Below are 20,296 nucleotides of genomic sequence, written 5' to 3' on the forward strand. Positions count from 1 at the left end.
GCGGTGAGCGCGCTCACGGCCCGAAAACGTCGTACCCTTCGTTGACTCTGGTCCGTGCAGGGGTACGGACCATCTCCGAGTGAGGACGGTCATGGCGGCGAAGAAGACGGCCACGAAGGCGGCGACCAAGGGGTCGGGTGCCTCGAAGGCCAACAAGACCGGGGCCACCAAGCCTGCGGCCACGAGCGGGGCGAAGAAGACGTCCGCGGCGAAGAAGACGAGCACCACCACCAAGACCGCAGCGACCAAGACCGCTGCCAAGAAGTCGGCGACGAAGAAGGCGCCGGCGACGAAGCCCGCGCCGAAGAAGGCCACCACGAAGGCCGCTGCCAAGAAGTCGGCGACGAAGAAGGCGGCGACGAAGAAAGCGCCGGCGAAGAAGACGGTCACGAAGAAGGCGGCGCCCGAGCGACTCGTCGTCCGTGAGGACGAGAGCCCCTGGACCGCCAAGGAGCTCAAGGAGGTCCGCTCCGAGCTCGAGACCGAGATCGAGCGGCTCACCGCCGAGATCGCGTCCGCCGAGACCGACCTCAACGAGTTCCTCAAGGAGCCGATCGACGGTGCCGGCGACGACCAAGCCGACGCCGGGGCGAAGTCCTTCGAGCGGGAGCACGAGCTGAGCCTCGTCGCCGGGGCCCGCACCGGCCTCGAGCAGAACCGCCACGCGCTCGAGCGGATCGACGAGGGGACCTACGGCATCTGCGAGTCCTGCGGCAACCCGATCGGCAAGCTTCGACTCCAGGCCTATCCTCGTGCGACCCTGTGCATGTCATGCAAGAGTCGACAGGAGCGGCGCTGAGCGCCCCGGACACCCCACCCGACCACGACACCCCCGCGAGCCGATCGCGCCCCGGGGTGCTTCGTTGGTATGTCATCGCAGCCGTCGTCACGCTCGTGCTCGACCAGGCCACCAAGGTCTGGGCGCTCGGTGCCCTGACCGACGGCCGGGTCGTGCCGCTCGTCGGTGACCTGCTCTCCCTTCGCCTGATCCGCAACTCCGGCGCGGCCTTCTCGATCGGCGACGACATGACCTGGGTGATGACCCTTGTCGCCGTCGGCGTGACCATCGCGATCCTGTGGGCGGCGCTGCGCGTGGGGTCGGGCCGCTGGGCCCTGGCCCTCGGCCTGCTCCTCGGCGGCTCCCTCGGCAACCTCTACGACCGCTTCTTCCGCGACCCGGCACCGCTGCACGGTCACGTCGTGGACTTCATCGACTACGGCGGGCTCTTCGTCGGCAACGTCGCCGACATCGCGATCGTCGGCGGGGCGGCAGTGCTCGTGTGGCTGACCTTCGCCAACATCGGCCTCGACGGGTCCCGCCCGAAGCACGCCGCCGGCCGCCACGACGACGAGGAGCAGACCGATGGGTGATGTCCGCAACGTGCTCGTGCCCGACGGGCTCGAGGGGGAGCGGGTCGACGCCGCCGTCTCGCGGCTCTTCGGTCTCTCGCGCACTCGGGTGGCCGACCTCGCCGCCGAGGGCAAGGTCCTCCTCGAGGGGGCCACGGTGGCCAAGTCGGCCCGGGTGAGCGCCGGCGACCGGATCGAGGTCACCCTGCCCGCCGTCGACGAGAGTCCGACGCTCGCCGTCGTCGCCGAACCGGTCCCCGGGATGCGCATCGTCCACGACGACGACGACATCGTCGTCGTCGACAAGCCGGTCGGCGTCGCCGCCCACCCCAGCGTGGGCTGGTCCGGCCCCGACGTGCTCGGCGGGCTCGCCGCCGCGGGCTACCGGATCAGCACGAGTGGTGCGAGCGAGCGGCAGGGCATCGTCTCGCGGCTCGACGTCGGCACCTCGGGCCTGATGGTCGTGTGCAAGAGCGAGTACGCCTACTCGGTCCTCAAGCGCGCCTTCAAGCAGCGCACGGTCGACAAGACCTACCACACGCTCGTCCAAGGCCTGCCCGACCCGCACGTCGGCACGGTCGACGCGCCGATCGGCCGTCACCCCGGCGGTGACTACAAGTTCGCCGTCATGGACTCCGGCAAGCACGCCGTGACCCACTACGAGCTCCTCGAGGCCTTCCGCCACGCGTCGCTGCTCGAGATCAAGCTCGAGACCGGGCGCACCCACCAGATCCGCGTGCACATGGCCGCGTTGCGTCACCCCTGCGTCGGTGACCCGACCTACGGGGCCGACCCGACCCTGGCCCGCAAGCTCGGCCTCGAGCGCCAGTGGCTGCACGCCATGGGGCTGGGGTTCATCCACCCCGGCACCGGCGACTACGTGCACTTCGAGAGCACCTACCCGCAGGACCTGCAGACGGCGCTGGACCGGCTCGCAGAGATGCACTGACACGACGAAGGGGAGGGGGCCGGCGGACCGGCACCCTCCCCTTCGTCATGGGTCAGTTGACCTGACGGTCGCGGCCCTCCCAGTAGGGGGCGCGCAGCTTGAACTTCTGCAGCTTGCCGGTCGCGGTGCGCGCCAGCTCGTCGCGGAACTCGATCGACGTCGGCGCCTTGTAGCCGGCGGCCTTGGACTTGCACCAGGCGATGAGGTCGGCCTCGGTCACGCTGGCGTCCGTGTCGACGACCACGAGGGCCTTGATCGTCTCGCCCCACTTGTCGTCGGGAACGCCGATGACCGCGACCTCGGTGACGTCAGGGTGGGAGAAGAGGACGTCCTCGACCTCGATCGAGGAGACGTTCTCGCCGCCGGTGATGATGACGTCCTTCTTGCGGTCGCTGATCGTCACGTAGCCGTCGTCGCCGATCGTGCCGCCGTCACCGGTGTGGAACCAGCCGCCGTCGAAGGTGCGCTCGGTCTCCTCGGGCAGGTCGTGGTAGCCCTCCATGACGACGTTGGAGCGGGCCAGGACCTCGCCGCTCTCCTCGTCGAGCTTCATCCGGCAGCCGATGGCGGGGGACCCGGCGCGCACGAGCTTGCCGGCGCGCTCCTCGGGGGTCAGGTCGTCCCACTCGGCCCGGGACCGGTTGATCGTCAGCAGGGGAGAGGTCTCGGTCAGGCCGTAGATCTGGATGAACTCCCAGCCCAGCTCGGTCTCGACGCGGGCGATCGTCTGCGTGGGCGGGGGAGCGCCGGCGACGATGATGCGCACCCGGTCGCGGCCCGGGATCTCGCCCTCCCACTCCGCCGCGGCGGCGAGGACGGAGCTGACCACGGCCGGTGCGGCGCACATGACCGTGACCCCGTGCCGCTCCACGCGGCGCAGGATCTCGGCGCCGTCGATCTTGCGGATGACGACGTGCTGGGCGCCCACACCGGTCATGGCGAAGGGCATGCCCCAGCCGTTGGCGTGGAACATCGGCAGCGTGTGCAGGTAGACGTCGCGGTCGCTGATGCCGGCGTGGAGGCCGAAGGTCACCGCATTGGTCCAGATGTTGCGGTGGGTGATCCGCACCCCCTTGGGCCGCGCGGTGGTGCCGGAGGTGTAGTTGATCGTCGCGACCGCACTCTCGTCGGCCTCCCAGGCGCGAGGCTCGGCAGGGGTGCCGTCGGCCCCCGCGCCGAAGAGGTGCTCGTCCTCGCCGAGGACGAAGGTGTGCTCCGCGGACACCTCGTCGATGAGCGAGGTGAGCTCGGGGTCGATGTAGAGGACGCGCGCTCCGGAGTGCTCGACGATGAACTTCACCTCCTCGGGGGCGAGGCGGAAGTTGATCGGCACGAGGACGCGGCCGGACCCGGCGACCCCGAAGAAGCTCGTGAGCAGCCGCGCGGAGTTGTGCGAGACGACGGCGACGCGGTCGCCGACCTCGATGCCCAGGGAGTCGAGGTGGGCGGCCTGCGCGTTGGCGAGCTGCCGCATGCGGGCGTAGGTCACGCCCTCGAGCGGGGGCGCCGGCTGGTCCGGCTCGTCGACGACCGCCAGGCGCTCGCCGTAGACGGCGGCAGCGCGGTCGATGAAGTCGTTGACGGACATGGGCACGAACATCCGGTGGAACCTCCATGAGGTGTGGACGACTCTGTCAAGGCGACGTTAACCCCCTTCGCGCGCGGGTACCGCACGTCTCGAGCGGCGGCGCGCCGAGTGGTGCGCGGGAGGCGACCGGCGGCGTTCCGGGGTGTCGGTGGGGCGATCTAGACTCGGGTCGATGTCCGAGCTGCCGCGTTCCGAGAACTTCGTCCACCTGCACAACCACACCGAGTACTCGATGCTCGATGGCGCCGCGCGCATCAAGGACATGTTCTCCACCGCCCAGGAGATGGGCATGCCGGCGATCGCGATGACCGACCACGGCTACCTCTTCGGCGCGCACGAGTTCTGGAAGACGGCGCAGTCCTACGACGTCAAGCCGATCATCGGGCTCGAGGCCTATGTCGCGCCCGGCACGCACCGCACCGACAAGGTCAAGGTCAAGTGGGGCGACGAGCGGACCCCGCGCGGCGACGACGTCTCCGGTGGTGGCGCCTACACCCACATGACGCTGCTGGCGCGCAACAACACCGGCATGCACAACCTCTTCACGATGGGCAGCCGGGCGTCGCTCGACTCGGTCTTCGCCAAGTGGCCGCGGCTGGACCGCGAGCTGCTCTCGCAGTACGGCGAGGGGCTGGTCGCCACGACCGGGTGCCCGTCGGGCGAGATCCAGACCCGCCTGCGCCTGGGGCAGTACGACAAGGCGATCGAGGCGGCGTCGGAGTTCCGCGACATCTTCGGTCGTGAGCACTACTTCCTCGAGCTGATGGACCACGGCAACCAGATCGAGCGTCGGGTCCGCGAGGACCTCATGCGTCTGGCCAAGGACCTCCAGCTGCCGCTCCTGGCGACCAACGACCTGCACTACGTCAAGCAGGAGGACGCGATCGCGCAGGACGCCCTGCTGTGCATCAACTCCGGCTCCAAGCTGCACGACCCCGACCGATTCAAGTTCGACGGCGAGGGCTACTACCTCAAGTCGCCCGCCGAGATGCGCCAGCTGTGGCGCGAGCTGCCCGAGGCCTGCGACAACACCCTGCTCGTCGCCGACATGTGCGAGGTCTCCTTCACCGAGGGTGAGGGCCGCTACATGCCGCGCTTCGACTGCCCGCCGGGCGAGGACGAGACCTCGTGGTTCATCAAGGAGGTCCAGACCGGGCTGCACCGGCGCTTCCCCGACGGCATCCCCGAGTACGCGCAGCGCCAGGCCGACTACGAGATCGACGTCATCGTCGGCAAGGGCTACCCGGGCTACTTCCTCGTCGTCGCCGACTTCATCAACTGGGCCAAGGACAACGGCATCCGCGTCGGGCCGGGGCGTGGTTCCGGTGCCGGCTCGATGTGCGCCTACGCGATGGGTATCACCGACCTCGACCCGATCCCGCACGGCCTGATCTTCGAGCGCTTCCTCAACCCCGAGCGCAAGTCGATGCCCGACTTCGACGTCGACTTCGACGAGCGTCGGCGCTCCGAGGTCATCCGCTACGTCTCCGACAAGTACGGCGACGAGCGGGTCGCGATGATCGCCACCTACGGCACGATCAAGGCCAAGCAGGCGGTCAAGGACGCGGCCCGCGTCATGGGCCACCCCTTCAACGTCGGCGAGCAGCTGACCAAGGCCATGCCCGCCGACGTCATGGGCAAGGGCGTGCCGCTGGCGAAGATGTGGGACAAGGAGCACGACCGCTTCGGCGAGGGGCAGGAGTTCCGCGAGCTCGTCGAGTCGGAGAAGCACCTCGGCGAGGTCGTCGACCTGGCCAAGGGCCTCGAGGGGCTCAAGCGCCAGTGGGGCGTGCACGCCGCCGGCGTCATCATGTCGAGCGAGCCGCTCATCGACGTCATCCCGATCATGCGCCGGCTCAACGACGGCCAGGTGCTCACGCAGTTCGACTACCCGACGTGCGAGACGCTCGGGCTGGTCAAGATGGACTTCCTCGGCCTGCGCAACCTGACGATCCTCGACGACGCGCTGATCAACATCAAGAGCAACCGCGACGAGGAGATCGACCTCGACGCCCTCTCCAAGGACATGACCGACAAGGCGACCTACCGCCTGCTCTCGCGCGGTGACACCCTCGGCGTCTTCCAGCTCGACGGTGGCGGCATGCGCACCCTGCTGCGGCTGATGCAGCCGGACAACTTCGAGGACATCTCCGCCGCCCTCGCGCTCTACCGACCCGGCCCGATGGGTGTCAACGCGCACACCAACTTCGCGCTGCGCAAGAACGGTCGGCAGGAGGTCATCCCGCTCGACCCGGCGCTCAAGGGCAAGCTCCAGCCGCAGATGGAGGAGGCGCTCGGCCCGATCCTGGGCACGACATACGGTCTCTGCATCTACCAGGAGCAGGTGATGGAGATCGCGCAGAAGCTGGCGGGCTACACGCTCGGCAACGCCGACCTCCTGCGCCGCGCCATGGGCAAGAAGAAGAAGGAGGTGCTCGACGCCGAGTACATCCCCTTCTCCGAGGGCATGAAGGCCAACGGCTACAACGAGGAGTCGATCGCCGCGCTGTGGGGCGTCCTCGTCCCCTTCTCCGACTACGCCTTCAACAAGGCGCACACGGCTGCCTACGGTCTCGTGTCGTACTGGACCGCCTACCTCAAGGCCAACTACCCGGCCGAGTACATGGCGGCGCTGCTCACGTCCGTCGGTGACGACAAGGACAAGTCGGCCCTCTACCTCAACGAGTGCCGCCGGATGGGCATCAAGGTGCTGCCGCCGTCGGTCAACGAGTCGGTCGGTCCCTTCGCCGCCGTCGACGCCGACATCCGCTTCGGCCTCAACGCGATCCGCAACGTCGGCCGCAACGTCGTCGAGGCGATCATCGCGGCCCGCGAGGAGAAGGGCGCCTTCACCTCCTTCGACGACTTCCTCGCCAAGTGCCCGGCGGTCGTGTGCAACAAGCGGACCATCGAGTCGCTCATCATGGCCGGCGCCTTCGACGACCTCGGCCACCCGCGCCAGGGCCTCGTCATGGTCCACGAGGAGTACGTCGACGCCTTCGTCGGGGTCAAGCGGCAGGAGGCCGTCGGCCAGGACTCGCTGTGGGACATGTTCGGCGGGGACGACCAGGCCGACGCCGGCGGTGCGGGCATCGAGGGGATGGGGCTGCGGCCGATCCCGCAGGTCGAGTGGGACAAGCGCGCCAAGCTGAGCAACGAGCGCGAGATGCTCGGTCTCTACGTCTCCGACCACCCCCTCTTCGGCGTCGAGCACGTGCTCCAGCGCGCGGCGGACACGTCCATCGCGACCCTCACCCAGGCCGACTCGGGGGTGAAGGAAAATGCCACCGTCACGATCGCCGGGCTCGTCACGGGCCTGAGCGTCAAGCGGACCAAGAAGGGCGACCTCTGGGCCATCGCGACGGTCGAGGACCTCGAGGGTGCCATCGAGTGCCTCTTCTTCCCCAAGACCTACCTGACGGTCCAGACGATGCTCACCCAGGACATCGTCGCCGTCGTCCGCGGCCGCGTGAACGCCCGAGACGACTCGGTCTCCATCTACGCCGAGGACCTGCAGATCCCCGAGCTCACCGACGGGCCGCGTGGCCCGGTCGTGCTGACCCTCGACTACGCCCGGGCGACGACCGGGCGCATCGAGGAGGTCAAGCAGGTCCTCTCGCAGCACCCCGGCAGCACCGACGTGCAGATCAAGCTCGTCCAGCCCGGACGGTCGGTGACGATGTCCGTCGACGCGGCCTACCGGGTCGAGCCGACCGAGGCGCTCATCGGTGACCTCAAGGTGATCCTCGGCGCTCGGGCGGTGTCGGCATGAGCGACGTGACCACGCCGGCGAAGGGGGAGCACCTCACCCCTCCCGTCGCGGCCCAGCGACCCTGGACCCGCAGCCACCACGGCGACGACGTCGCCGACCCCTACGAGTGGTTGCGTGACGGCGAGGACCCGGAGGTCCTCGCCCACCTCGAGGCCGAGAACGCCTACGCCGAGGCGACCGCGGCGCACCTGGCCCCCCTTCGTCAGCAGATCTTCGACGAGATCAAGAGCCGCACGCTCGAGACCGACCTCAGCGTGCCCGTCGCCTCCGGCGACTGGTGGTACTACTCGCGCACCGTCGAGGGCAGCCAGTACGCCATCCAGTGCCGCGCACCGCTGACCGACCGCTCGGCCGTCCCCGAGCTCGACCCCTCGCAGCCGCTGCCCGGCGAGGTCGTCCTCGTCGACGGCAACGAGCTCGCTGCGGGGCACGAGTTCTTCTCGCTCGGGGGCTTCGAGGTGAGCGCCGACCACTCCCGCATGGCCTACGCGGTCGACGTGACCGGCGACGAGCGCTTCGACGTCACGGTGCTGGACATCGCGACCCGCGAGGTCCTCGACGAGTCGATCACCGGCGCCGGGTACGGCCTGGCCTTCTCCCGCGACGGGCGCCACCTCTTCCACGTCGCCGTGGATGACGCCTGGCGCCCCCACGAGGTGTGGCGGCACGAGATCGGCACCGCGCGCGAGGCCGATGCGCTCGTGCACCGCGAGGACGACGAGCGCTTCTGGATGGGCCTCGGCACGAGCCGCGACGAGCGCTGGATCGTCCTGGGCCTCGGCAGCAAGACGACGTCGGAGGTCCACCTCATCGACGCCGACGACCCGACCGCCCCGATGCGCTGCGTCGCCCCCCGGCGCGAGGGCGTCGAGTACGACGTCGAGCCGGCGGCCGACCACCTGCTCATCGTCCACAACGAACGCCAGCCCGAGGGCAACCTCGCGTGGGCCCCCCTCGACGCGACGAGCCACGAGCAGTGGCAGCCGCTGCTCGAGCGCGACGAGGGCGAGCGGTTCGTCGGGGTCGACGCCTTCGACGACTTCGCCGTGCTCTCCCTGCGCGCCGACGGGCTGCCCACGCTGCGGGTGCTGCCGCGGGTTCGGGCCGCGGGGGAGACCCCCTTCGTCGCCTCGGACTACGGACCGCCCCTCGCCCTCGGCCTCGACGGCGACCTGGCCAGCCTCGCGCTCGGACCGGTCTCCGACCCCGACACCGACCGGATCCGGGTCGTCCACGAGTCGTGGGTCAGCCCGCGCACCGTGCTCGACGTCGTCGTCGCCACGGGTGAGCAGAGCGTGCTCAAGCGGCAGCCCGTCATCGGGGTCGACCTCGACGCCTACGAGCAGCAGCGCACCTGGGCCACCGCGCCCGACGGCACCCGGGTGCCGGTCTCGCTCGTCATGCGGCGCGGCACCGAGCCCGATGGCAGCCACCCCGGCCTGCTCTACGGGTACGGCAGCTACGAGATCAGCCTCGACCCCTACTTCTCCATCGCACGGTTGTCGCTGCTCGACCGTGGCGTCGTCTACGCCGTGGCGCACGTGCGCGGCGGCGGCGAGCTCGGCCGGCACTGGTACGACGACGGCAAGATGCTCGCCAAGCGCAACACCTTCACCGACTTCGTCGCGGCGGCCGAGCACCTCCACGAGACCGGCTGGGTGGCGCGCGACCGCCTCGCGATCGAAGGGGGGTCCGCCGGCGGTCTGCTCGTCGGTGCCGCGACCAACCTCGCGCCGGGGCGGTTCGCGGCGGTCCTCGCGGCCGTCCCCTTCGTCGACGCGCTGACGACGATCCTGCGACCCGACCTGCCGTTGACCGTCGGTGAGTGGGAGGAGTGGGGCAACCCGCTCGAGGACCCGCAGGTCTACGCCTACATGCGCGGCTACACCCCGTACGAAAACATCGCGCCCGCCGAGTACCCCGCGATCCTCGCGACGACCTCGCTGCACGACACGCGGGTCTACTTCACCGAGCCGGCGAAGTGGGTGGCCCGCCTGCGTGAGGTGACCCGGCACGACGCCGACCGGCCGATCGTGCTGCGCACCGAGATGAGCGCCGGCCACGGCGGTCGGTCGGGCCGCTACGACGCCTGGGAGCAGGCGGCGTGGGAGTGGGCTTGGGTGCTCGACCGGATCGGGGCCACCGAGCGGGTGTGACCGCCGACCCGCGCGAGGGGGTCAGCCGGTCGCGTGCTGCTCGCGCAGCACCGCCTTGGCGATCTTGCCCGACGGCGTCGTGGGCAGCTCGTCGACGACGACGATCCGACGGGGGACCTTGTAGTCGGCCACCCGACGTCCGCAGTGCTCCCGCAGCTCGTCCTCGGAGACCTGCTCGCCGGGGCGCAGGACGACGTAGTAGCAGCCGACCTCGCCGAGCACCTCGTCCGGGACGCCGATACCGGCCGCCATGGCCACCGCCGGGTGCGACGTCAGGACGTTTTCGACCTCGACCGGGTACACGTTGTACCCGCCCTGGACGTACATCTCCTTGAGGCGGCCGAGCATGACCACGTGACCGTCCTCGTCCCGGTTCACGATGTCGCCGGTCCGCAGCCAGCCGTCCCTGACGAAGGTCTGCGCGGTCTCCTCGGGACGCTCCCAGTACCCCGAGGCGACGCTGTCCCCGCGCAGCTGCAGCTCTCCGTCCTCGCCGACCGCGCACTCCGTGTCGTCGGGGCCCATCACCCGCAGCTCGACCCCGGTGAGGGCGGTGCCGAGGCTGCGCGAGACCTGGTCGAGGTCGTCGTCGGGAGCCGACAGGATGGACGCGCCGGAGCACTCGGAGAGGCCGTAGAGGTTCACCAGCCGCGCGCTCGGGAAGGCGGTGAGGAGATTGGTCGCCAGGGTCGGCTCGAGGTTGGATCCGCCGACGACGGCGAGGCGGATCGTGCTCGTGTCGAGCGTGGACAGCGACGGGTCGGCGAGCATCAGCGACCACATCGTCGGCACGCCGAGGAAGAAGGTGACCGAGTGCCGTGCGAAGTCGGCAAGGGCCGCTGACGGTGAAAAGGCCGGCGGCATCACGACGGTGGTCCTCGTGAGCAGGCAGGAGGTGATGGCGCAGGTGATCCCGCCGACGTGGTTGAGCGGCATCACGCACAGCATGGTGTCCTCGGAGGTGGTGCCGAGCCGCTCGGCCTGGCCCGCGGCGGACGCGAGGATGCTGCGATGCGTGAGCACGGCTCCCTTCGGGCGCCCGGTCGTGCCCGAGGTGTACAGGATGACCGCGGCGTCGTCCGGCGCGACGGCGGCCTCGTGGTCTGCCAGGGCCTCGTCCGCCGGGTCCTGCGGGAGGGCGTCCCAGCCATCAGCTCCGCTGCGGCCCGCGAAGACGACCTCGTCGACCCCGGGGATCTGCGCGCGGAAGCCCTCGTAGAAGGAGACGAAGTCGAAGCCGGCGGACTCCGCCGCCGTCACGACCATGCGCGCGCCGGACTGGTTGATCATGTAGTCCAGCTCCGTCTCGCGGTAGCGCACGTTGAGCGTGACGAGCACGGCGCCGATCCGGGTCACCCCGTAGAAGAGCTCGAGCCACTCCGCGTGGTTGGGCAGGGCCACCGCGACCCGGTCGCCGCGACGGATGCCGCGCTGCAGCAGGCCCGCCGCGACCCGACGACTGCGCTCCTCGAGGTCGGCGAAGGTCAGGGAGAGCGGGTTGCCGTCGGCCGAGGTGGTCTCGAGGAAGACCTTGGTGGGGTACTCCTCTGCCGCGGAGCGAAGGTGGGCGTGGTGGGTCGTGCTGCTCGTCATCGAGCCGCCTCCTGTGCGGGTGGGTGGGTGAGGGCGGGGAGCGAAGGGGGGCGGGTCAGCCGTCAGTCCGCCAGCCCGAGCTCGAAGGCCAGGGTGGCCGACCACGTGCGGACGATGCGGTCGCGGCGCTTGGAGTCGTCGGTGAGCACGTTGGCCAGGGCCAGACCTCGGGCGAGGTCGAGCGTGGCCTGGATCAGGGTGCGCACGTGGGGGTCCGCGTCGTCGACGCCCAGGTGGAGCACCGCCTGGGCGTGGGCCTTGCGGGCGAAGCGGCGCTCGAGGGGCTCGATGACCTCACGCAGCTGCTCGTCGGTCGCCGCCGCCGTCCAGGCCTGCAGCGACGCCCGGAAGAGCTCTCCGGCGTAGAGCTCGGTGAGGCCGTGGACCACCGCGTGGACCCGCTCGGCGCCGCTGCCGGCCGTGGCGTCCGTGAGCTCCACGGCGGCCGTGCGCTCCTCGAACATGTACTCGAGCGCCGTGACGACGAGGGCCTCGCGGGTGGGGAAGTGGTGCTGGAGCGCGCCTCGGCTGATCCCGGCCTCCTTGGCGATGACCGAGACAGTGGCGGCGGTCCACCCGTGCTCGGCGAGGCAGCGCACCGTCGCCTCGAGCAGCCGCTGCCGGGTTGCTCGGCTGCGGTCCTGCTTCGGCTCGGTGCCGACCCGGGCGGTGCTCACGGCGTCGCCCATCGCGGGGGACGCTTCTCACGGAAGGCGGTCATCCCCTCCATGGCCTCCTCGCTGCGGAAGAGCCGGGAGGACTGGTCGGCGACCCGGTCACGGTGGGCGTCGAGGTGGGTGAGCAGGTCGTGGGTGATCAGGGCCTTGCTCTCCCGCAGGCCCTGGGGGGAGCACCGGGCGAGGTCGTCGGTGATCTCGACCACCGCGGCGTCGAGGTCGCTGGCCGGAACGGCGCGCGTGACGAGCCCGATGCGCTCGGCCTCGGCGACGTCGAAGGTCGACCCGGTGAGGAAGTAGCGACCCGCGGCGCGCTCGTCCATGCGCGGCAGGACCGTCAGCGAGATCACCGAGGCCGCCAGGCCGAGTCGGGACTCGGTGAGGGCGTAGGTCGAGGCGTCGCTGGCGAGCACGATGTCGCAGGCCCCGACGAGACCCATGCCGCCCGCCCGGACGTGACCGTCGATGCGCCCGATGACCGGCTTGGGCAGCGCGACGATCGCCCGGAGCAGGTCGACCATCTGGTCCGCCCGGGCCCGGGCCGGGTCGTCGGAGGTGGTGCTGCTCGCCTCGGAGAGGTCGGCCCCGGCGCAGAAGGTCGTTCCCGTGTGGGTGAGCACCACGCAGCGCACGGCGTCGTCGTGACCGGCGGCGGCGAGGCCTGCGTGCACCTCCTCGACGAGCTGGTCGGAGAGGGCGTTGCGGTTGTGCGGTGAGTCGAGGGTGATCGTCAGGACACCCCTGTTGGTCTCGGTCCGCACCCGTGGGCTCCGGGGCGCTGTCGTGGTGTCCGGGGTGCTCATCGTGCCTCGCTCTCATCGGCGCTCTCGTCGGCGCTCTCGTCGGCGTCGCCACTGCCGTCATCGACGACCGCCAGCGTGGCGCCCTGGTCGACCTGCTGGCCGACGGCGACCGACACGGACGTGACCGTGCCGGCGACGGGGGCGGCGACGGAGTGTTCCATCTTCATCGCCTCGAGGGTGAGCAGGACCTGCCCGGCCTCGACGGCCGTGCCGGCCTCGACGGCCACGTGGACGATCGTCCCCGGCATCGGGGCGACGAGTGCCCCGGGGGGAGCCTGGGCGGAGGGGTCGGTGAAGCGCGGCGCGAGGTGCAGCGACCGCGACCCGAGCGGCGAGTCGATGACGACCGTCTCCTCGTCGCCGGGGAGCCACGAGACGTCGAAGGAGCGGTGCACGCCGTCGATCTCCAGCACCACGTGCTCCGGCCGGGCCTCGACGACGTGGACCGACTCGTGGTCGGTGAAGGCATCCTCGAGCTCGAGACCGGAGCGTCCCATCCGGTGCGCCACGACGACCTCGGTGTCACCGTCCCAGAAGGTGCGCCGCTGGAAGGCCGACGGCACGTTGCGGTACCCGCTGCTCACCGGGCCGAGGACCGGTCGGCGGGCGACCTGACGGGCGCCGTCGGCGACGGCCGCTACGAGGGCGGCCAGGCCGAGAGGGAGAGCGTGGCCCTGCGTGAGCCCCACCGGGTCGTGCCGTCCGTAGAAGCCGGTGTCGGCCGTGCCCGCGAGGTACTCGGGGTGCACCAGGCTCGCGACGAGCAGGTCACGGTTGGTCGTGATGCCGTGGATCCGACTGCGGCGCAGGCCGGCCGCGAGCTCACGGGCGGCCTCCTCACGCGTCGGCGCGTACGAGATGACCTTGGCGAGCATCGCGTCGTAGTGCGTCCCGACGACGGAGCCCGTCTCGACCCCGGAGTCGAGACGGATGCCGTGCTCGGGCACGAGCTCGAAGCCGGCGACGACACCCGGCACGTCGAGCGCCGCGATGCTCCCGGTCTGCGGGCGCCAGTCGTCGCCCGGGTCCTCCGCGTAGAGACGGGCCTCGATCGACCAGCCCCGCGTGGCGGGCGGCTCCGAAGGGAGGGCCCTCCCTTCGGCCACGTCGATCTGCAGGCCGACCAGGTCGGTGCCGGTCACCTGCTCGGTGACCGGGTGCTCGACCTGGAGGCGGGTGTTCATCTCGAGGAAGGAGAAGGACCCGTCCGGCAGGGCGAGGAACTCGACCGTGCCCGCGCCCCGGTAGCCGACGGCCGCCGCCGCGTCCCGGCCTGCGGCGAGCAGTCGCTCGCGCATCTGCGGTCCGACCCGTTCGACGAGGGGAGAGGGTGCCTCCTCGATGACCTTCTGGTGACGCCGCTGGAGCGAGCACTCGCGCTCGCCGAGGGCCCACACCGTGCCGTGGGCATCGGCCATGACCTGGACCTCGACGTGGTGCCCGGCCTCGAGGTAGCGCTCGACGAAGACCGTCGGGTCGCCGAAGGCGGAGGCGGCCTCACGCGAGGCCGAGGTCACCGCGTCGGCGACCTCACCGAGCGTGCGCACGATCCGCATGCCGCGACCGCCGCCACCGGCGGAGGCCTTGACGAGCACGGGCAGGTGGTCCTCGCTCACCTCGTCCGGGTCGAGGCGGTCGAGGACGGGGACGCCGGCGTCGGCCATGCGCTGCTTGGACTCCACCTTGCTGCCCATGACCCGGATCGCGTCCGGGTCGGGACCGATCCAGGTCAGCCCGGCGGCCATGACCTGCTCGGCGAAGTCCGCGCTCTCGGAGAGGAACCCGTAGCCCGGGTGGATCGCGTCGGCGCCGGCGCGGAGCGCGGCGGCGATGACGAGGTCCCCGCGCAGGTAGGTCTCGCCGGGGCTGTTGCCGGGGAGCCGGACGGCGGCGTCGGCCTCGGACACGTGCGGGCTGTCGGCGTCGGCGTCGCTGAAGACGGCGACGGTCGAGATGCCCCGTCGGCGGCAGGAGGCGAAGACGCGGCGGGCGATCTCGCCGCGGTTGGCGACGAGGACCGACGTGATCGGCCGGGGAGCGGGGTGCTGGGCAGCGGTGGGCTGGGGTGCGGTGGGGTTCATGGAGGACCTCACATCCGGAAGACGCCGAAGGAGGAGGTCCCCTCGACAGGTGCTGTGTGGATCGCGGACAGGGCGATCCCGAGGACGTCACGGGTGTCGCGGGGGTCGATGATGCCGTCGTCATAGACCATGCCCGACATGACCATCGGCATCGCCTCGGCGCTGATCTGCGCCTCGATCGCGGCCCGGACCGCCTGGGCGCCCTCTTCGTCGAAGGGCTTGCCCTGGGCGAGGGCCGACGCCCTGGACACGGAGTAGGTCACCTCGGCGAGCTGCTCGGCGCCCATGACCGACGAGCGTGCCGACGGCCAGGTGAAGACGAAGCGGGGGTCGTAGGCCCGGCCGCACATGCCGTAGTGACCGGCGCCGTAGGAGTTGCCCAGCAGCACGGAGATGTGCGGGACGGTCGAGTTGGAGACGGCGTTGATCATCATCGAGCCGTGCTTGATGATGCCGCGCTGCTCGTACTCCTTGCCGACCATGTAGCCGGTCGTGTTGTGCAGGAAGAGCAGGGGCGTGTCGGAGCGGTTGGCCAGCTGGATGAACTGCGTCGCCTTCTGCGCCTCCTCGCTGAAGATCACGCCGCGCGCGTTGGCGAGGATGCCGATCGGGAAGCCGTGCAGCTGCGCCCAGCCGGTGACGAGCGAGCTGCCGTAGAGCGGCTTGAACTCGTCGAAGTCGCTGTCGTCGACGATGCGGGCGATGACCTCGCGCGGGTCGAAGGGGGACTTCAGGTCCGGCGGGACGATGGACAGCAGCTCCTCGGCCGGGTAGCGCGGGGGGAGGGGCTCGGTGGTCGTCGGGCCGCCGGCCTTGCGGTACCGCAGCCGCGCGACGATCCGCCGTCCGATGCGGATGGCGTCCTGCTCGTCGCGGGCGTAGTGGTCGGCGAGCCCGGAGACGCGGGCGTGCATGTCGGCGCCGCCGAGGGACTCGTCGTCGGAGACCTCACCGGTGGCCGCCTTGACGAGCGGAGGGCCGGCGAGGAAGACCTTGGACTGCTTCTCGATCATCACGACGTGGTCGCTCATGCCGGGCAGGTAGGCGCCCCCGGCGGTCGAGTTGCCGAAGACGAGGGCGATCGTCGGGATGCCCGCCTTCGACAGCCGGGTGAGGTTGCGGAAGCTGCCGCCACCGGGGACGAAGATGTCCTTCTGCGTCGGCAGGTCGGCGCCACCGGACTCGACGAGCGAGATCACCGGGAGCCGGTTGGCGAGGGCCACCTCGTGCATCCGCAGCGTCTTGCGCAGCGACCAGGGGTTGAGCGCACCGCCCTTGACCGTCGGGTCGCTCGCGATGAGCATGCACTCGACGCCGCTCACGAGACCGATGCCGGCGATGACCGAGCCACCGACGGTGAACTTCGACCCGTACCCCGCGATGGGCGCGAGCTCGAGGAAGGGGGACTCCAGGTCGAGGAGGAGCTCGATCCGCTCGCGGGCGGTCAGCTTGCCCCGCTCGTGGTGGCGAGCCGTGTAGCGCTCGCCACCGCCGGCGACGGCCTTGGCGACCTCCACGCCGATGTCGGCGAGCGAGTCGTGCATCGCCTGCGCGGCAGCCTGTGCCTCGGGCGTGCTGGTGTCCAGGGTGCTCTGCAGGATCGTCATGCGACCAGTCCCAATCGTCGTGCGGCCATCTGGTTGAGGATCTCGACGGTGCCTCCGCCGATGCCGAGGATGCGCATGTCGCGGTACTGCCGCTCCACCTCGCTCTCGGCCATGTAGCCCATGCCGCCGAAGAGCTGCACGGCCTGGTTCGCCACCCACTCACCCGACTGGGTCGCGGTGTTCTTGGCGAAGCACACCATCGGGATGAGGTCGGCGAGGGGCTCGCCGTCGTCGTAGCGGTCGACGAGTGCCCGGGTGTAGGTGCGGGCGACGTCGATGCGCGAGGCCATCTCGACGAGCGTGTTCTGCACGCCCTGCCGCGCGATGAGCGGTTCGCCGAAGGTGCGTCGCTCCCGACACCACGCCGTGGCGAGGTCGAGGCAGCGTTGCGCCTGGGAGTAGGCCTGCGCCGCGAGCATGATCCGCTCGCTGAGGAAGGCGGTCCCGATCAGGGCGAAGCCGCCGTGCTCGGCGCCGACGAGGTGGTCGGCGGGCACCCGCACGTCGGTGAAGGACAGCTCCGCGGTGTCCGAACTGCGCCAGCCCATCTTGTCCAGCCGGCGACTGACCTCGAAGCCAGGCATCCCACGCTCGATGACGACCAGGGAGATGCCGCGGGCGCCGCGCCGGTCGGGGCCACCGGTGCGCACGGCGGTCGTGACGAAGTCGGCCCGCACCCCGGAGGTGATGAAGGTCTTGGCGCCGTTGACGACGTACTCGTCGCCCTCCCTTCGGGCGGTCGTGCGCAGGTTGCCGACGTCCGAGCCCCCGTCGGGCTCGGTGATGCCGAGCGCGCCGATCATCTCGCCGGCGAGGGTGGGCGCGACCCAGCGCGCGATCTGGTCGGCGTCACCGGCGGTGACGATGTGGGGGCAGGCGATGCCGGCCGTGAAGAGGGACGCCGAGACGCCGCCCGCACCGCCGGCCTCGTGGAAGGCCTCGGTCACGGTGACCATGGCCCGCTGGCCGCCACCGCCACCACCGGCGGACTCGGGGAAGGACGCGCCGATGAGGCCCTGCGCCCCTGCGGCCCGGTGCAGGGCGCGCGGCAGCTCGCCGACGCGCTCCCACTCGTCCTGGTGCGGCAGCACCTCACGACGCACGAACTCGGTGGTCGAGGCGCGCAGTGCGCGCAGCTCATCGCTCTGCCAGTCGGCGTGGCTCATCGGACCTCCTCGGGGATCAGGGACTGCGGGATGTCGACGTGGCGCGAGCGCAGCCACTCGGCCAGGCCCTTGGCCTGGGGGTCGAAGCGGGCGTTGTAGGCGACGCCCTGACCGAGCAGCCCCTCGATGACGATGTTGACGGCGCGCAGGTTGGGCAGCGACGTGATCGTCATCGGCAGGCCGGCGGCCTCGGGGAGCAGCTCGGCGACGGTGTCGGGAGTGAGCAGGTCGACGAGCCAGGCGTGGCCGGCGGCGCCGGCCTCCTCGCGCACCCACACGCCGATGTTGGCGTTGCCGCCCTTGTCACCGGACCGGGCGCCGGCGATCGTCCCGAGTGGCAGGCGCCGGGTCGGGCCCGTGGCGGGCGGCGTCGTGTCGGCCGCGGGGTCCGTCAGCGGCTCGAGCGGCCGGGTGGTCTCCGGCGGCGCGACGGCCTCGACGGTGCCGTCGTCGAGGACGACCTCGTGCACCGGCGTGGCCTGGGGGACGTAGCCGGGGGTGAAGACGCCGTAGGGCGTGGCGTTGCCGGGCGGGGTGAGCGTGTGGAAGCCCGCGTAGGACCCGAGCGCCACCTCGACGGCGGCGTTGGAGAAGGCCCGACCGACGACCTTGGGGTCGCTGTCACGACCGACGACCGTGAGCAGGGCGGAGGCCTGCTGCTCCGTCGGGGCGTCGGCGACGTCGGTGCGCGCCAGCCGCCAGGTGAGCTCGGCCGGGGTGGCCGGGAGGGCGTCCTCGAACTGCCGCCGCACGAGGTCGGCCTTGGCCTCGATGTCGAGGCCGGTGAGGACCATGGTCATCTCGTTGCGGTGGCCACCGAGGGAGGTCAGCGAGACCTTGACGTCCGGCGGGGGTGCCTCGCCGCGGATCCCGCTCATGTGCACCCGGTCCGGCCCCTCCTGACGAAGGGAGATCGAGTCCAGTCGCGTGGTGACGTCCGGGCCGGGGTAGCGCGCGTCCTGCACCTCGTAGAGCAGCTGGCTGGTCACCGTGTCGACCGTGACGGCGCCACCGGTGCCGGGGTGCTTGGTGATCGTGGTCGACCCGTCGCGGTGGATCTCGGCGATGGGGAATCCGGGCCGCACGAGGTCGGCGATCTCGGTGAAGAAGGCGTAGTTGCCGCCGGTGGCCTGGGTGCCGCACTCGATGACGTGCCCGGCGGCGGTGGCTCCCGCCAGGGCGTCGTGGTCCTCGCGTCCCCAGCCGAAGTGGGCGATGGCCGGCCCGACGATGACCGACGCGTCGGTGACCCGGCCGGTGACGACGACGTCGGCGCCGGAGGCGACGGCGCGGGCGATGCCGAAGCCGCCGAGGTAGGCGTGGGCGCCGAGCGGCGTGCCGAGACCGAGCTCGGCGGCGCGCGGGGTGAGGTCGTCGCCGCGCACGTGGGCGACGGCGGGGGAGAGGCCCTGCTCGGTCGCCAGCTCGCGGATGGCGGTCACCAGCCCCGGGGTGTTGACCCCGCCGGCGTTGGCGACGATCGTCACGCCGCGGTCGAGGGCCAGCCCCAGGCAGTCGCGCAGCTGGACGAGGAAGGTCTTGGCGAAGCCCGTACCGGGGTCCTTGGCGCGGTCGCGGCCGAGGATGAGCATCGTCAGCTCGGCGAGCCAGTCGCCGGTGATGACGTCGAGCTCGCCCCCCTCGAGCATCTCGCGCATCGCCGAGATGCGGTCGCCGTAGAAGCCGGAGCAGTTGCCGACGCGCAGCAGGTCGTCACTCGTGCCGGTGCTCATGCCCGCGCTCCCTTCGGTGCCCCTGCGAAGACCTGGGCGATCTCGAGCCAGTGGACCGCCTCGCCCGTCGCGACGAGCCCGGTGTCGGCGGCATCGCGCCGCTGGGTGACGACGAGGCAGAAGTCCTCGGCCGTCCCGGTGACCGTCCCCGCATCCTTCGAGGCTCCTCGCTGGCGCTCGTCGCTCCTCAGGAAGCGTGCATCGTCCCAGACCCACTCGTCGCCGTCCGGTCCGGTGAGTTGGATGTGAAAGGACGCGGAGGGGGCGTCCTCGGCGTTGATGGCGTAGGCGAAGTCGCGGGTGCGCACGCCGAGGTGGCAGATGTCGCGCAGGCGGGCCGTCGGCTCGCGGCGCACGCCGAGGGCGTCGGCGACGTCCTGGCCGTGGGCCCAGGTCTCCATGAGGCGGGCGGTGGCCATCGAGCGGGCGTTCATCGGCGGGCCGAACCACGGCAGCTTCACGTCGGCGGGAGCCGCCCGGAGGGCGTCGGCGAGCCGTTCCCGGCCGGTGCGCCAGCGGGTGAGCAGCTCGGTCGGGGGCGCGGCCGCCCCCTTCGCCGCCTGCTCGTCGACGTGGCCGAGCGGATCGACCTGCGCGACGGCAACCACCTCCTCGCGGAAGCGGTCGGGGTCGCTCGCCGCGACGAGGGCCACCTCGTCGGTCCACGCGAGGTGGGCGATCTGGTGGGCGATGGTCCATCCCTCGGCGGGGGTGTCCTTCGCCCAGGTCTCGGCGTCGATGTCGGCGACGAGGGCGTCGAGATCGGCGCACTCGTCGAGGAAGGCGGCCACGGTGTCGCTCATGACGGTGACCTTTGCACG

The 20,296-nt window shown here is 71.1% G+C and carries 14 protein-coding genes; 5 read left to right on the plus strand and 9 right to left on the minus strand.

All coding sequences use genetic code 11. The annotated features are described in order from the left end of the window. Positions 1 to 79: 79 nt before the first annotated feature. The 3 genes from NYE39_RS00225 to NYE39_RS00235 are packed head-to-tail and all read left to right on the plus strand — an operon-like array spanning position 80 to position 2,299. Complete coding sequence (locus NYE39_RS00225) at positions 80 to 799, plus strand: TraR/DksA family transcriptional regulator (RefSeq protein ID WP_341011543.1); 720 nt, start codon at positions 80 to 82, stop codon at positions 797 to 799. Then, a complete protein-coding gene (gene lspA, locus NYE39_RS00230) occupies positions 772 to 1,371 on the plus strand; it encodes a signal peptidase II (RefSeq protein ID WP_341011544.1) in 600 nt (199 codons plus the stop codon). Before NYE39_RS00225 ends, lspA begins: the two co-directional genes overlap by 28 nt. After that, positions 1,364 to 2,299 (plus strand): RluA family pseudouridine synthase, encoded by a 936-nt coding sequence (locus NYE39_RS00235; RefSeq protein ID WP_341011545.1) that lies wholly within the window; start codon positions 1,364 to 1,366, stop codon positions 2,297 to 2,299. Before lspA ends, NYE39_RS00235 begins: the two co-directional genes overlap by 8 nt. A 52-nt stretch (positions 2,300 to 2,351) precedes the next feature. Here the strand turns inward: NYE39_RS00235 and NYE39_RS00240 are convergent, their stop codons facing one another. Further along, on the minus strand, positions 2,352 to 3,887 hold the full coding sequence (locus NYE39_RS00240) for an AMP-binding protein (protein WP_341011546.1): 1,536 nt from the start codon (positions 3,885 to 3,887) through the stop codon (positions 2,352 to 2,354). Between the two features lie 172 nt (positions 3,888 to 4,059). On the opposite strand from NYE39_RS00240, the gene dnaE reads away from it, so the two are divergent. Together dnaE and NYE39_RS00250 are read left to right on the plus strand one after the other, a co-directional pair. After that, the gene (dnaE, locus tag NYE39_RS00245) at positions 4,060 to 7,659 is read left to right on the plus strand and encodes a DNA polymerase III subunit alpha (RefSeq protein WP_341011547.1); all 3,600 of its coding nucleotides are present in this window, start codon (positions 4,060 to 4,062) and stop codon (positions 7,657 to 7,659) included. After that, on the plus strand, positions 7,656 to 9,815 hold the full coding sequence (locus NYE39_RS00250) for a S9 family peptidase (RefSeq protein WP_341011548.1): 2,160 nt from the start codon (positions 7,656 to 7,658) through the stop codon (positions 9,813 to 9,815). The genes dnaE and NYE39_RS00250 overlap by 4 nt, the downstream gene beginning before the upstream one ends. Positions 9,816 to 9,836: 21 nt before the next feature. Here NYE39_RS00250 and NYE39_RS00255 read toward each other — a convergent pair whose 3' ends face one another. From NYE39_RS00255 to NYE39_RS00290, 8 genes are all read right to left on the minus strand, one after another. Next, positions 9,837 to 11,408, minus strand: a complete 1,572-nt coding sequence (locus NYE39_RS00255) for a class I adenylate-forming enzyme family protein (RefSeq protein WP_192911800.1) — start codon at positions 11,406 to 11,408, stop codon at positions 9,837 to 9,839. Positions 11,409 to 11,470: 62 nt separating this feature from the next. Further along, positions 11,471 to 12,097 (minus strand): TetR/AcrR family transcriptional regulator, encoded by a 627-nt coding sequence (locus tag NYE39_RS00260; RefSeq protein ID WP_192911801.1) that lies wholly within the window; start codon positions 12,095 to 12,097, stop codon positions 11,471 to 11,473. Further along, a complete protein-coding gene (locus NYE39_RS00265; RefSeq protein ID WP_192911802.1) occupies positions 12,082 to 12,888 on the minus strand; it encodes an enoyl-CoA hydratase family protein in 807 nt (268 codons plus the stop codon). The genes NYE39_RS00260 and NYE39_RS00265 overlap by 16 nt, the downstream gene beginning before the upstream one ends. Then, the gene (locus NYE39_RS00270; protein ID WP_192911803.1) at positions 12,885 to 14,969 is read right to left on the minus strand and encodes an acetyl/propionyl/methylcrotonyl-CoA carboxylase subunit alpha; all 2,085 of its coding nucleotides are present in this window, start codon (positions 14,967 to 14,969) and stop codon (positions 12,885 to 12,887) included. The genes NYE39_RS00265 and NYE39_RS00270 overlap by 4 nt, the downstream gene beginning before the upstream one ends. Before the next feature lie 8 nt (positions 14,970 to 14,977). Continuing rightward, positions 14,978 to 16,576 (minus strand): acyl-CoA carboxylase subunit beta, encoded by a 1,599-nt coding sequence (locus NYE39_RS00275; RefSeq protein WP_341011551.1) that lies wholly within the window; start codon positions 16,574 to 16,576, stop codon positions 14,978 to 14,980. Then, complete coding sequence (locus NYE39_RS00280) at positions 16,573 to 17,742, minus strand: acyl-CoA dehydrogenase family protein (protein ID WP_192911804.1); 1,170 nt, start codon at positions 17,740 to 17,742, stop codon at positions 16,573 to 16,575. The genes NYE39_RS00275 and NYE39_RS00280 overlap by 4 nt, the downstream gene beginning before the upstream one ends. Next, a complete protein-coding gene (locus NYE39_RS00285; protein WP_192911805.1) occupies positions 17,739 to 19,475 on the minus strand; it encodes an acyclic terpene utilization AtuA family protein in 1,737 nt (578 codons plus the stop codon). Before NYE39_RS00285 ends, NYE39_RS00280 begins: the two co-directional genes overlap by 4 nt. After that, the gene (locus tag NYE39_RS00290; RefSeq protein WP_192911806.1) at positions 19,472 to 20,278 is read right to left on the minus strand and encodes a TIGR03084 family metal-binding protein; all 807 of its coding nucleotides are present in this window, start codon (positions 20,276 to 20,278) and stop codon (positions 19,472 to 19,474) included. The genes NYE39_RS00285 and NYE39_RS00290 overlap by 4 nt, the downstream gene beginning before the upstream one ends. Positions 20,279 to 20,296 lie beyond the last annotated feature (18 nt).

The sequence above is a fragment of the Janibacter sp. FSL W8-0316 genome (assembly GCF_038004165.1).
Lineage (GTDB): Bacteria > Actinomycetota > Actinomycetes > Actinomycetales > Dermatophilaceae > Janibacter > Janibacter indicus.